General features: G+C 66.0%; 12 protein-coding genes. 6 read left to right on the forward strand and 6 right to left on the reverse strand.

Going from position 1 to position 13,688, the window contains the following annotated elements; genetic code table 11:
- Positions 1–14 precede the first annotated feature (14 nt).
- The 6 genes from ACG2LG_RS02515 (at position 15) to ACG2LG_RS02540 (ending at position 8,234) form a co-directional block, all read left to right on the forward strand.
- Complete coding sequence (locus tag ACG2LG_RS02515) at positions 15–1,244, forward strand: efflux RND transporter periplasmic adaptor subunit (protein WP_396256020.1); 1,230 nt, start codon at positions 15–17, stop codon at positions 1,242–1,244.
- Between the two features lie 4 nt (positions 1,245–1,248).
- The gene (locus tag ACG2LG_RS02520; RefSeq protein WP_396256022.1) at positions 1,249–4,596 is read left to right on the forward strand and encodes an efflux RND transporter permease subunit; all 3,348 of its coding nucleotides are present in this window, start codon (positions 1,249–1,251) and stop codon (positions 4,594–4,596) included.
- The gene (locus ACG2LG_RS02525) at positions 4,593–5,966 is read left to right on the forward strand and encodes an efflux transporter outer membrane subunit (RefSeq protein ID WP_396256024.1); all 1,374 of its coding nucleotides are present in this window, start codon (positions 4,593–4,595) and stop codon (positions 5,964–5,966) included. The genes ACG2LG_RS02520 and ACG2LG_RS02525 overlap by 4 nt, the downstream gene beginning before the upstream one ends.
- Positions 5,967–6,012: 46 nt before the next feature.
- Positions 6,013–6,825 (forward strand): hypothetical protein, encoded by an 813-nt coding sequence (locus tag ACG2LG_RS02530; RefSeq protein WP_396256026.1) that lies wholly within the window; start codon positions 6,013–6,015, stop codon positions 6,823–6,825.
- Positions 6,826–6,870: 45 nt separating this feature from the next.
- Positions 6,871–7,722, forward strand: coding sequence for an MYG1 family protein (locus ACG2LG_RS02535; RefSeq protein WP_396256028.1), 852 nt, complete (start codon positions 6,871–6,873; stop codon positions 7,720–7,722).
- A 62-nt stretch (positions 7,723–7,784) separates the two neighbouring features.
- Entirely contained in the window at positions 7,785–8,234 is a 450-nt protein-coding gene (locus tag ACG2LG_RS02540; RefSeq protein ID WP_396256030.1) for a hypothetical protein, read from the forward strand.
- An 11-nt stretch (positions 8,235–8,245) separates the two neighbouring features.
- Here the strand turns inward: ACG2LG_RS02540 and ACG2LG_RS02545 are convergent, their stop codons facing one another.
- From ACG2LG_RS02545 to tsf, 6 genes are all read right to left on the reverse strand, one after another.
- Positions 8,246–8,761, reverse strand: coding sequence for a hypothetical protein (locus ACG2LG_RS02545; protein ID WP_396256031.1), 516 nt, complete (start codon positions 8,759–8,761; stop codon positions 8,246–8,248).
- 25 nt (positions 8,762–8,786) lie between these two features.
- On the reverse strand, positions 8,787–10,037 hold the full coding sequence (locus tag ACG2LG_RS02550) for an NnrS family protein (protein ID WP_396256034.1): 1,251 nt from the start codon (positions 10,035–10,037) through the stop codon (positions 8,787–8,789).
- Positions 10,034–11,248: a radical SAM protein gene (locus ACG2LG_RS02555; RefSeq protein WP_396256036.1), complete on the reverse strand. Its 1,215-nt coding sequence runs from the start codon at positions 11,246–11,248 to the stop codon at positions 10,034–10,036. Before ACG2LG_RS02555 ends, ACG2LG_RS02550 begins: the two co-directional genes overlap by 4 nt.
- Before the next feature lie 24 nt (positions 11,249–11,272).
- Positions 11,273–12,370, reverse strand: a complete 1,098-nt coding sequence (locus tag ACG2LG_RS02560) for a radical SAM protein (protein WP_396256038.1) — start codon at positions 12,368–12,370, stop codon at positions 11,273–11,275.
- 143 nt (positions 12,371–12,513) lie between these two features.
- Positions 12,514–12,699 (reverse strand): PIN domain-containing protein, encoded by a 186-nt coding sequence (locus tag ACG2LG_RS02565; protein WP_396256040.1) that lies wholly within the window; start codon positions 12,697–12,699, stop codon positions 12,514–12,516.
- A gap of 122 nt (positions 12,700–12,821) precedes the next feature.
- Positions 12,822–13,688 carry a translation elongation factor Ts gene (gene tsf / locus ACG2LG_RS02570; protein WP_396256042.1) on the reverse strand — a complete coding sequence of 289 codons (867 nt, stop codon included), beginning with the start codon at positions 13,686–13,688 and terminating at the stop codon, positions 12,822–12,824.

The raw sequence follows: 13,688 nt of genomic DNA on the forward strand, positions 1-13,688 counted from the left end.
TGATTTTTTTCATCATGTCGAACTCATCCTCCATGCGCGTCGCCCTCGGGTGGCTGGTCGTGACCATCCTCTTGGTGGTCATGGCGTGGTTTGGCTGGAAGGCGTTGCGGGATGCGAAGCCGGAAGACGGATCCGGTCGCGGTGGCGGAGGTCGGCCGCCGAGCGCGGTGGTGGTCCGCCCCGCGCAGAGCAAGGAAATCGTGGAAACCCTTTCCGTGACCGGGACGCTGCGCGCCGTGCGCCGGGCGGAGGTGGCGGCGCGCGAGTCGTCGGCGGTCGATGAATTGCTGGTCGACGAAGGGGATACGGTGAAAAGCGACGCGGTGATTGCCCGGCTCGATCCGCGGCGTCTCGAGGCCCAGATCCAGGAGGCGTCGGCGGCCCTCACTTCCGCCCGCGCCGATCTTTCCCAGCGGGAAGCCGAGAAGGAGCGGGCCCTGCAGGACGAGAAGATGATGCGCGGCCTGTGGGAGCAGCGCGCCGTCGCCGAGCGCGAGTACCTCGACAGCGTGCGCGAGCTGAAGGTGGCGGAGGCCCGGGCCGATGCCGCCAGCGAGATGATCGAGGCGGCGCAGCAGCGGCTCGACCTTTTCGAGTTGAGGAAGGGCGACCTCGAGGTCCGGGCGCCCTTCGATGGCCGGGTGCTGACCCTGCACACCGAGATCGGCGAGTGGCTGTCCGAGGGCGCCCCGGTGGTGACGCTGGTCTCGACCGGCGAGATCGAGGCCTGGCTGGAACTTCCGGAACGGCATGCGCGGTTGCTGAGGGAAACGTCGCCCACCAGTGTCGAGATCGAGGTGACCGGCGCGGTGGAAAGCATCAAGGCGGATCGCTTCACGGTGATCCCCGAGGTCGATGGACGCTCGCGGAGCTTCACCGTGGTGGCGCATCTGCCCGACCCGGAGAATCGTCTGACGGCCGGCTCGTCGGTGACCGCCCGGGTGCCGCTCGGGGTGCCCACCCGGCGGGTGGTCGTGCCCAGTGACGCGATCCTGACGGGTTACTCCGGACCCTATGTCTTTGTGCCGGAATCGTCCGGCGAGGGACCGCCGACGGCGAAGCGGGTGGACGTCGTGGTGCTGTTCGAGCGGGGCGGGGAGGCGATCCTCGAGGATGGGGAATTGAAGCAGGGCGACGAGGTCATCGTCGAAGGCAACGAGCGACTGATGCCGAACGCGCCGGTGGCACCCCGGCCGTGGCAACCCGGAGGCGGGGAGATGAGTGGGACCCCGGCAGGCGGCTGACCCGATGAAGTCGCCGATTGATTTTCTGCTGAAGCAGCCGATCACCATCGCGGTCGGCACGATGCTCGCGATTTTTTCGGGCATCCTCGCGATCACGCGGGTGCCGGTTCGGATGACGCCCGAGGTGTCGTCGGTGGTCGTCGCCGTGACCACGAACTGGGAGAACGCCTCGGTCGAGGAGATCGAGTCGGACATCATCGAGGAGCAGGAAAGGGCGCTCGGCGAGGTCACCGGCCTCAAGTCGATGATCAGCACCAGCGCCGCGGGGCAGGGGACCATCCGGCTGGAATTCGAGACCGGCACCGACATCTCGGTGGCTGAGGACGAGGTGCTGCAAAAGCTCGACGAGGTGCCCGGCTATCCGAACGGCGTGCTGCAGCCGGTGGTCGAGGACATCGATCCCGAGTCGGCCGACTACATCGCGTGGATCGGGCTGTTCTCGACCGACCCGGAGTATGATCCGGGCCAGCTCTACGATTTCATGGACCGCAGCATGAAGCCCCGCTTCGAGCGCATCCCGGGGATCAGCCAGGTCGGGGTGCGCGGCGCGACGGCTTCGGAGCTCCAGATCGTGGTCGATCCCGACGCGTTGGCGCAGCGGGGAGTAACCTTTGCGCAGCTGCGGGAGGGGATCATGGCGGCGAATGCCAACTTCTCCGGGGGCAAGATCGAGATGGGCAAGCGGGACTACCGCCTCCGGATGCCCGGGCGTTTTCAAACCCCGCAGTCGGCTGCCGAGATGATCATTTTCCGGGACGAGTCGGGACCCGTCTATCTCGGCGACGTGGCCGAGATCCGCAGTGGCTTCAAGGAGCCGACGTCGTGGGTGCGCTCCCGCGGCCAGCGGGCGGCCTTCTTCAATTTCCAGCTGCAGCGCGGCGCCAACCTGCTCGAGACCATGGGCATGCTGCTCGACGAGGTGGAGGCGATGAACCAGCCCGGGGCCCTGCTCGACCAGAAGGCGCGCCAGCTCGGTCTCGACGGCACGCTCGAGCTGGTGCCGACCTACAATGCCTCGACCTATGTCGAGGATGCCTTCGTGCTGGTCCGCTCGAATCTGATCCTCGGCGGCGTGCTGGCGACCATGACCCTGCTCTTCTTCCTGCGCAGCGTGCGGGCCGTGGGCATCATCGCCATCGCGATCCCCGTCTCGATCATCGCGTCCTTCACCGTGCTGGTGATGCTCGGACGCTCGATCAACATCATCTCGCTCGCCGGCCTCGCCTTCGCCGTCGGCATGGTCGTCGACAATGCGATCGTGGTGATCGAGAACATCCACCGCCACCTGGAGATGGGCAAGAAACCGCTGGCGGCCGCCCGCGATGGCGCCGTCGAGGTCGGCGGCGCGGTGCTGGCTTCGACGCTGACAACGGTGGTGGTGTTCGCCCCCATTCTTCTGATCGAGGAGCAGGCCGGGCAGCTCTTCCGCGACATCGCCCTGGCCATCATGGCGGCGGTGAGCCTGTCCTTTCTCGTCAGCCTCACCCTGATCCCGGTGGCATCGGGCAAATGGCTCACACCCCACGACGAAGGGGATGGTCCCTCGGCCTTCGACCGTCTGTTCGGATCGAAGTTCTTCCGGATTCTGGGCGCACCGTTCCGCCCGCTGGCGGTGCTCTTCGAGCGCATGCCCGACTTCGCCGCACGGGCGGTGACCACCGGCACGGCGACCTGGCCGCGGCGGCTCATCATCATCGGGAGTTTTACCCTGGTGACGGTGGTGGGAACGCGGGTCCTGCTGCCGCCGCTCGACTACCTGCCACAGGGCAACCGCAACCTGGTGTTCGGCCTGCTCTTTCCACCGCCGACCTACAATCTCGACAAACTCTCGGAAATGGGCGAGCGGATCGAAGAGCAGATCCGGCCGCTGTGGGAGGCGACGCCCGACAAGTATGGCGTCGAGACGCGCCTCAACGGCGGCAATGCAGAAGCGGAGGATCATCGTGAGCCGGTGCCGCTCGGCGATGGCTCGGGGCGCACCGTCCTGCCGCCACCGCTCGAAAACTACTTCCTGGTGTCCTTCGAGGGGCGCATGTTCCACGGCGGCATTTCGGCGGACAAGACGGCGGTGGCGGATCTCATCCCGGCGTTTCGCAAGGCCACCCAGGGTGTGCCCGACACCTTCGCTATCGCCCGCCAGATGCCGCTTTTCCGGGTGGGCGGATCCACCGGTGGCGCGGTCCAGATCGATTTCCGTGGCCGGGACCTCGACCTCGTCTCGCAGGCGGCCGGAGCGGCGATGGGGCGCTTGTTCGGCTCGATGCCTCCCGGCTCGAACATCACCCCGGCACCCCCGAATTTCGCCCTGCCGCTCGACGAGTTGCGCGTCGCTCCGGATGATCAGCGTCTGCGCGAGCTGGACATGACCCGCACCGATCTCGGTCTCGCGATCCAGGCCGGTGGCGACGGCATCGTGTTGTTCCGCGACTACGAGCAGAATGGCGAACTCAAGGACATCAAGATCCTGACCGCCCGCGAGAACGGCGAACAACCGGTCGACAAACTCATGGACCTGCCGGTGGCGGCCCCGGGGGGAGAGATCGTGGACGTGCGCTCGATTTCACGCCTCGAGCGGATTCGGGGGCCGGACCAGATCCGTCACGTCGACCGGCTGAGGGCCGTCACGCTCGAGCTCGAGCCGCCGCCGGGACAGCCGTTGGAGACGGTGATCGAGGAGGTCAATGGGGTGATCGCTGAGCTTCGGGCCGATGGCGTGATCCCGCCGGGGGTGGACGTCGGGCTTTCCGGCTCGGCCGGCAAGCTTGCGGAGATCCGCAACTCCCTGCTCGGTGATGGAACGATCAAGGGCACGGTCGCGAGCAGCCTGTTCATGGCTTTTCTCGTGATCTACCTGCTGATGGTGATCCTTTTCCAGAGCTGGAGCTATCCGCTGGTGATCATGCTGAGCGTGCCGCTCGCGACCTTCGGCGGATTCCTCGGGCTGGCGATCGTGCATCGCTGGAGCGAGCTCGACCGCTACATGCCGGTGCAGAACCTCGACATGCTCACGATCCTCGGTTTCGTGATCCTGGCCGGCGTGGTGGTCAACAATGCCATCCTCATCGTGCACCAGGCCCTCAACTTCATGCGCGACTCGGATCTCGATCCGCAGTCGGCGGTGGTGGAAAGCGTGCGTTCGCGGGTGCGGCCGATCCTGATGTCGACGCTGACCTCGGTGGGCGGGATGCTGCCGCTGGTGCTGATGCCCGGTGCCGGCTCGGAGCTTTACCGAGGTCTCGGGGCGGTGGTCGTCGGCGGGCTTTCGGTGAGCACGGTCTTTACGATGGTTCTCGTACCCACGGTGCTGAGCTCCATTTTCGCACTCAAGCCATCGACATCCGAAGCGTCATGAAGAGGCTGTTTTCCATGATACCGGTTGGTGCCGTGCTGCTTGCAGGCTGTGCGGTGGGGCCGGACTACCAGGTGCCCGGCGCCGAGCTGGAGGCGGCCTTCAAGAATGCCGGCTTCTCGAAGCCGCCGCCCGAAGGGTCGTGGTGGGGGCTGTTTGGTGACAGCGAGCTGAACCGCTACATCCGGATGGCCGAGTCGGACAGCCCGACCGCCCGGGCGGCCCTGGCGCGCTACGACCTGGCGCGGGGGACGCTGGGCCTCGAGTCGGCCGATGCGTGGCCGGCGGTGACCGCGGATGCTTTTGGACGGCGGCAGAAGGACAGCGGCAACTCGAATTTCTCCGCCGGCACCTACAACGACTACCGGGCGGCCCTGAATGTCTCGTGGGAGGTCGACCTGTGGGGTCGCGTGCGGCGGAAGATCGGCGCCGCCGTCGCCGAGACCGAAGCGGCGGGCTACGAGTATCGCGGAGCACTGCTCTCGCTGCGGGGAGAGGTGGCGCGCGCGTATCTTTCGCTGCGCTTTGCCGATGCGGAGATCGCGCTGCTGGAGAGAACCGAGACACTCCGCGCCGAGGCACGGCGCTTGATGAAGGCCCGCTTCGATGCCGGTGCCAGCAGCCGCATCGACCACGAGCGTTCCATCACCGAGCACGAAAGCGTGAAGTCCGAGATCGCCCAGCTCCGCGCCGAACGGGGGCGTTTCGAAAATGCGCTGGCGGTGCTGGTCGGCCGCAACGCCTCGGGATTCAGCGTGCCGGCCAAATCGGGCCGCCCCGCCGTGCCCGCGCCGCCCGGGGCGGTGCCTTCCGATCTGCTGCGTCGTCGCCCGGATATCGCCGCCGCCGAGCGCCGTCTGGCCGCTTCCAGCGAACGGATCGGCCTGGCGATCGCCAGCTACCTGCCGAAGCTCACGCTCACCGGGGAGGGCGGCTTCCGCTCCCTGAGTTCGAGCGATCTTTTCAACTCGGGCTCGAAGCTCTGGTCGCTGGGGCCGGAGCTGGAGATTCCAATATTTCAAGGTGGTCGGGCCTTCGCCGACAAGGATCGCGCCGAAGCCGCCTACCGGGAATCCCTCGAACTCTACCGGGACGCGCTTCTCAAGGCGGTCCAGGAGACCGAGGACTCGATGCTCGATGCCCGCCAGCTGCGATCCGCCTCCGATTCCCGTTGGCGGGGAGCGGGCAGCGCGAAGACGGCGGCGTCGCTCGTCCGGAAGCGCTACGAGGGTGGGGCGATCGATTACTTCGAGGTTGTCGAGTCCGAGCGGACCGCCCTCGTGGAGCAACGGGCGGCCCTGGCCATCGAGCGTGCGCGGGCGCTGGCGGCGACCCGCCTCATCCAGGCCCTCGGCGGTGGATGGAAACGTTGAGCTTTTCCAGTTGGCTTGACCCCGAATTCCGCCTTTAGCTGGGGTCATGAAACAATTTCTCCTACCCTGCCTTTGCCTGCTTTTCGGCACGAACAGCCTCCTCGGTGGCCTGCCCCAGCTCAGCGAGAAGCCGTGGATCGGGTGGTTCGCCGGCTACGAAGAGCGGGAGTACCGCTTCGGCATCATGGCCGACGGCATCGCCGCGCTGATCCCGCTCAATGATCGCAGTGACGAACCCGTGAGCCAGAAGCACTGGATCGAGATCGAACCCGTGATCGAAGAGGTGCTTGCAGGAGGGCGCGTGGTGACCAAGCAGGCGGACGACACCGCCTGGGAGGGCCTGACCGAGCCCACCGAAGAGGGCGGCAAGATGAGCTACCGCGGAAAAGTGACCGGAGGGGCGACCTTCGAAGTCCACTTTGAAACCGAGCGCGGTAGGATTCTCGCGGGAGGCCGTATTCTCGACAAGGGGGACCTGACCGAGCATCCGATCCGGCTCTCCATCCGGGTCAAGGTTCCCAACGTCTACCAGTTCATCGAGGATGAGGAAAAGGTCGAGGACCTCGCCGACGGTGATCGCATCCGCCTCGTCAAGGCGGACGGCAGGAAGGAGTCGCTGGATGCGTGGGAGCCGGTGTGGGCCGACAAGGACATCAGCGATCCGGGAGTCCGGAGCGCCCGGATCGACCTCGAAGGCTACGATGGACGCAAGATCGAGCTCGAGGCCGGCGACAAGGGATTGTTCGAATTCTGGAACGGGGAAAAGCGGCCGCTCTACAAGGGCTTCACCTTCGGCTGGAAGCCGGATCCCGCGAAGGACCCGGAAGGCAAGGCGCGCTTCGTGCTCGAGTTCGGTTGATGCGGGGTTGTCAGGACGATGGATGCCCCGCAGGCTCCGCGCCCGATGGCCATCCGACAGATCCTGACCCACCCCGGCGGCGCGCATAAGGACGAACTGCTCGCCTGCGCGGTGCTGGCCGCCGCGCACGGCTGCGGCATCGTCCGCCGTGAACCCAGCGACGGCGATCTCGCCGACCCCGGCGTGGCCGTCGTCGATGTCGGAGGTGAACATGAACCGGAGCGGTCCAACTTCGACCACCATCAGTTCGGCCCCGATCACGAACCGGTCTGCGCGCTGAGCCTCGTGCTCCAGCATCTCGGGATTTACGACGATGCCCGGCGGTTCTGCGACTGGCTGGAAACCACCGAGCGGCTCGACGTGACCGGGCCGCGCGAGACCTCCGCATGGCTCGGCATCGAGCCGGACGTCCTCGGCCGCTTGAACTCACCGGTCGACATCACCCTGCTGCGCCGATTCGCCTCGGTGGATCGGGTCGAGCCGGGCGAGGCGCTTTACGAAATCCTGCGTTGGGTCGGCGCCGACCTGCTGGAGTATCTGAAGTCCCTGCGCGAGCGGCTCGAGTATGTTGGTGAGCACGCCGGAATGTGGGAGGTGGCGGACCTGAACGTGCTTTTCATGCCGCGAACCGACCCCTTGCCACCGGAGCCATCCGCCGGTCTGGGTCGCCACCTCGAGGCCATCGGCATGGAGGAAGCGACCTCGGGCCTGGTATATCCCGATCGGCGCGGACCCGGCTACGGCCTGTCGCGTTTCCGGGATGATCCGCGCTTCGACTTCACCAGGATCGAGGGTGAGCCGGATGTTCATTTTGCGCATGCCCGCGGGTTTGTGGCCAAGACCTCGGCGACGGATCCAGAGCGGCTCAAGGAGTTGCTCCGGCTTGCCCGGGTCTAATGCTTGGGGGCGCCCCGCCTCCCACGCTTGCCCTCCGGGCCGTCGCAGGCTTGGATGCGACTATGAAAAAATTCCTGCTTTGCCTCGCCCTGATCCTGCCTCTCGCCGCGGAGGACCGCCCGCTGTTCCTGCCTTTTGATCTGACACTGGGCGGTGAGAAAGCCGTCATGGAGAACGGCAACGAGCTCTTCGCCCAGATCGACAAGCCGGTGAAGGCGGATGCCGTGCTCGAACTCGAAGCACAGGTCCCGTTGCTCATCGTCAACGCGTTCCCCTGCAAGGAGGACGGGACCGTCCTCGAGACCCAGACGGCGGCGGTGATCGTCGCCAACAACACGAAGCAGGTGAAGCTGAGCGATACGATGGACAAGAAGAAGCTCGAGCCCGGGACCTACCTCGCCAACGTCGTGGCCGGCGGCAAAACGTCACGCATCGTCTTTGAAGTCGGCGAGGCGAAGAAGAAGGTCGATTTCTCGAAGATCCTTGGCTTCCTGAAGAAGAAGTCGGAGTAGGCCGCCGACCGTTACCCGTTGTCCTTGCTCTCGGCCTCCTCCCGCCTGAACGACTTGACGATGGCGAGGCAGGCCTCGCGGGTCTCGTCGGCGAGTTGCGGATTCATGGTCGAGACGATGCGGACCAGGTGCTCCTTGGTATCGACGAACACCGCAAACATGGCGATCGATCCCTCTTCCGCATTCTGCGGCGCAAGGGTGAGGAACTTGGCGTCGCAACCGTCCAGCGCGCCATCCGAGAGCCTGGCCTCGCCCTTGAACTGAATCGCCGCCGCGTAGCTCTTGGCCGAGGCCTTGCCGGTGGCGTCAAGATCGGCCGAGGCCCCTTCCGGGACGGCATCGCAGTTCACGCTGATGATCACCGCCTTGTCCGGACTTTCACGCGCGAATTCCGCGTCGGCCGACGGGGCCTTGGTCTTGGTCCAGCCCTGGGGAAAGGCGAGCGAGTAGGCATCGCCGGCAAAGGTGACCCGGTCGTTTGCCAGAGCCGGAGCGAGGAGGGCGAGAAGGAGAATTGGCCATTTCATGGTTCTCACCTTTCGCCCGGCATTCCTACGGAGTCGAGCGGAAAGCCCCACCCATCATGAGCTGGCGGCTTCGCGACGGCTTCGGGCAGCGCCCCTTGGGGCGGTGTTCGAGCGCTTCGGGAAGGCCGGACTCGCGGCGCAGTCGCCACGCCCAGAATGCGATCATGAGCAACCACATGAAGGCCGCGTAGATGAAGTGGGAGACCCGAATGGCCGGGACAAAATCGGCGGCCACGCGGGTTGTGGCGGTGAGCAGGCCCATCACCCAGACGCCGTGCATCCACTTCATCGGCGTGGCCAGGCGGTCATGCCGCTCGTTGTGCCCGAGGATCACCCGGGTCGCGGCGCAGAGCATCAGGAGACCGGCCCCGGCGATGAACATCAGGTGGATGTTGCCGATCCGGAGGGCAGGGTAGACCGCCCCGAGACCCCAGCCGATGACGGCGGTGGGAAGAATGATGCGCAGCGCGAGCCCGAGGCCGTTGACCTTGGACAGCGCCAGCCATCCCGGCACCGCAAAGGCGAGGTAGGTGATGACGGTGATCGCCCGCAGGGCCATGCCGGGACGCCCGCCCCAGGCGACCTCGATGGCGAAGCTGGCGATCAGCACGATTCCGGCGGCGAGGGAGATCAGGAACGGTCGCCACCATCCGGCGGGAATGGTTTTCGACTCGGGGAATGAATGGGGCGAGGGGAGCCCGAAGAAGCGGGGGAGGAGGTAGGGGGCAACCCCGAGAATCGGCAGCCACAGGAATCCCTGGAAGAGAAGCAGACGGCAGAACTGCCGCAGGGGCGCGGGGAGTGAGAGCACCCCGTCGGCACTCAGCACGAAGGAGGACAGCGCGGCACCGAGAATCCCCAGCAAGGCCAGCGGCATCCCCGGCGGCGGGACGTCGCGTCGGCCGATGAAGAAGCGGGCGCCGAGGGAGAGGAGGACACCGGTCAGCCAGAATCCAGCCAGCAGGTCCGCCGTTCCGACGGCCGACAGGGCAAGGGCGAGCATCATGGCCAGCGCCACCCCGAGGTGCCACAGCAGTTCGAAGCGGCACCATGGATGACTCCCGAGCAAGCGCGGTCCCGCGGTTCCGAGGAAGCCGGTGACGAAGCATCCGCCGAAGCCGGTGACCATCCAGCGGGCGTGGGCCTCGAGCGGCCAGCCGTCGAGCCATCCGGCGAAGTACGCCGGCCATAGGAGCACGCCGAAGATGGACGCGGCGATTCCCAGGGGGAAGAACACCCGGAAGGGTTCCGCCGCGGCTCGTTCGATAAACTTCACGCGGTCAGGGTCTCCTCGAGGATCTCGCTCTCCGCGAGGTAGCATCCGGGATCGCTGCCCCAAAGGTCGTCGTTGCAGAAGGCGGCGCGGGTGCGGAAGCCGCCGCCGCAGACATTGAACCACCGGCACGAACGGCAGCGACCGTGCATGCGCTCGCGGCGCTCGTCCTGGCTGAGCAGGCCGATCTTGCGGATCTCCTCGAGCATCGGAGCGGTCGGGGCGTATTTCTCCTCCCAGATGGTGGAGAAGGGGGTGCGCTTGACGTTGCCCAGCAGGACATCCTGCCAGAACTGGTCGGGATGGACGTTGCCCTGGGTGTCGATGTTGGCGATGCCGCGCCCCGAGCTGTTGGCACCGCCGCCGTTCCAGCCGAGGAGTTGGCGCGCCTGATCGAGGTTCGGGTGGTTCTCCTGTTCCATCCGCAGCAGCAGGTAGGCGCCGTCGGCGGGTTGGGTCACGGTCAGCAGCTCGCGATGGACTCCGCGGGCGTGCCAGTCCTCGACCCGGCTGATCAGCGTGTCGATCGCGTGGCGGGCGGCATTCGGGTCGAGCACCTGCAGTTCACTGCCGCGGCCCGCGGGCACGAGGTGGTAGAAGCAGACGCGCTTGATTTCCTCCTCCTCGATGAAGTCGAGGATGCGCTCGATGTTCTCGACATTGTGGCGGGTGAGGGTGAGCCGCAGGCCGGTCTTCTGGTCCACGTCGTGACAGTGCCGGAATCCCCGGACGGCGGCCTTGAAGGCACCCTCCTTGCCACGGAAGTGGTCGTGGATCTCGCCGATGCCATCGAGCGAGATGCCCACGTAGGCAACCTCCGCCTGCTTGAGCTTCGCCGCCTTTTCCGGGGTGATCAGCGTGCCGTTGGTGGAGATCGTCAGCTTGAGACCCTTCTCCGTGGCGTAGTCGACGAGATCGAAGAAGTGCGGGTGAATCATCGGTTCGCCGCCGGAAAACAGCAGTGAGGGGACCTCGTAGGCGGCGAGGTCGTCGACCACCGCCTTCATCTGGTCCCAGTCGAGTTCGCCGGGGTACTGGCGGGCCATCGAGTCCGAGTAGCAGTGGATGCAGCGCAGGTTGCAGGTGCGGGTGATGTTCCAGACGACGATCGGGCGGCGCTTGCGGGCGCTGCCGGGGGCGCCGTGCCCGTGTCCGTAGCGGAGGTGGTCGGCCGGTTGTTCGTGGCCGGTCCAGAGTCGGGTGAGGTTGATCATGGGATGGTGGGTGGAGCGCGGACTTCAGTCCGCAATATGGTCTTCTGTCTTCAGTCTTGGAGTCTTCATTCTTTTCGGTTCGTAAACGCAGGCCGGGTCCGAGGCGAAGGGGTCGCCGGTGAGGCCGTAGGCACGGGCACGGGAGCCGCCGCAGACCTTGCGGAACTCGCAGCGGCCGCACTTGCCGCCGAGGGCGTCGGAGTCGCGGAGGCTGACGAAGAGCGGGTGCGCGCGGTAAATGTCTGCGGGATGGCGATCGCGGACGTTGCCGCATTCCATCGGCAGGAAACCACTCGGGCTGACGACTCCGGTGTGCGAGATGAACATCACCCCGCGGCCATCGCGGATGCCGAGAGGGGAACGCATGCCCTGACGCCCCTTGTGGCCGCCCATGCCCCGCTGGGCGAGGACCCGGCGGAAGTGGTGGCCCTCGGTGGTCTTGACCGCGAAGGGTGCCTTTCCGACCAGGTCGGCCATTTCGCCGAAGATGCGCTCGAGATCGTTGGGATCCGGAACCTCGTCGGCCTGCGCGCGTCCGGTGGGAACGAGCAGAAACAGGCTCCACATGGCCGGCTTGAGCTGGAACATGAGGTCGCGGAAGGCCGGGAACTCGTCGACGTTCGAGCGGGCCAGGGTCGTGTTGATTTGAATGGAGAGGCCGGCCTCGTGGGCGAGCTCGACGGCCTTGAGGGTGCGCTCGAAGGTGCCTGTGAGGCCGCGGAAAGCGTCGTGGGTATCCGCCGTGGCCCCATCGAGGCTCAGCGAGATCCGCTGGATCCCGGCGTCGCGGATCTTCGAAAAGTCGTAGCTGGTGAGTCGCGCGGTGGCGGCGGGACTGAGTCCGACCCGCATGCCCGCATCGCTGGCACGGCGGGCGATCGTGAGCACGTCGGTCCGCATCAGCGGATCTCCCCCGGTGAGGATGAGCATCGGCGGGGCGAGTTCGGCCAACTGGTCGACCAACCTCAAGGCCTCGGTCGTCTCAAGCTCCTCCGGGTGACGGTGGGACTGGGCTTCCGCCCGGCAGTGCCGGCATGCCAGGGCGCAGGCCCGGGTGATTTCCCAGAAGACCAGAAACGGCCGCTCGGCGAAGGGATCGGGTGGGTGGACAGGGGCAACCATCAGCGTGCCCCAGAGAACGCTTGGAGCGCGAGATTCGCCACGCTCCGGGCGGCAGGTTGTGTGCATATTTTGACCGGTAGGACCGCGCCAACTGGGTAATCCGCCGGTCCAGGCGCCCGATGACCTCGCCGGAGGCGCGGGATCTACCAGATCACTTCGACGCCCAGGCTGGGAAAAGCACGATCCCGCGTGAGGATCACCAGTCCTTCACTCAGGGCCTGGGCCGCAAGCATCCGGTCGAATGGATCGCGGTGGGGGTGTTCGATGGAAGCGGCGTCCGCGGCATTGGGCAAAGTGAGGGGGAGGGGAATCCAGCCTTCCTGAACCACGGCCCGAGCGAGGCTCTGACCGTCAACACGTGAAGCAGCCAAGAAAAACGCCCGCTTCCGAAATGGAAGCGGGCGTTCTTGGAGGTTTGGAGCGGGTGTCAGACCGAAATGTCTGACCTCCCTTATTCGCCGAGTCCGAAGCGGACGAAGCGGCGGATGACCAGTTCGTCGCCGAGGGTCTTGCCGGTGGCTTCGACCAGCTTGCCGACCTTCTGGTCGGGATCCTTCACGAAGGCCTGCTCGAGGAGGCAGCTCTCGGCGAAGAATTTCCCGATCTTGCCCATGATGATTTTCTCGATGATCTCGGCGGGCTTGCCCTCTTCCTGCATCTGTCCGCGATAGACGTCCTTCTCCTTCTCGACCAGTTCGGCCGGGATGTCGTCGCGCGACAGGCCCTGCGGCGCGGCGGCGGCGATGTGGAGGGTGATGTCCTTGACGAGATCCTGGAACTCCTCCTTGGCAGCGGTGTCGCCCTTGTCGGCGCCGACTTCGACGAGCACGCCGACCTTGCCGCCCATGTGGATGTACTGGGCGATGGCACCACCACCTTCGAGGTCGAAGCGCTCGAACTTGCGGAGCTGCATGTTCTCACCGAGTTCGATGACCTTCGATTTCACGAATTCGTCGATGGTCATGTCGCCGTGCCGGACCTGAAGGGCTTCTTCGAGGGTCTTGGCATCGCTGGCAGCCAGCGCGTCGGCGATGGCGTCGACGAAGCCGACGAAGTTGTCGTTGCGCGACACGAAGTCGGTCTCGCAGTTGACCTCGACGAGGATGCCGGATTTTCCGTCCTCGGAGAGACGGGCGGTGATGATGCCCTCGGAAGCCTCGCGATCGGCCTTGCCGGCGGCTTTGGAGATGCCCTTCTTGCGGAGGTAGTCGACGGCTGCTTCCAGGTCACCGTTGGTTTCGGTGAGCGCCTTCTTGCAGTCCATCATGCCCGCGTTGGTCTTGTCGCGGAGTTCCTTGACGAGTGATGCAGTGATCAT

The sequence above is a fragment of the Haloferula sp. A504 genome (assembly GCF_044385805.1).
GTDB lineage: Bacteria > Verrucomicrobiota > Verrucomicrobiia > Verrucomicrobiales > Akkermansiaceae > Haloferula.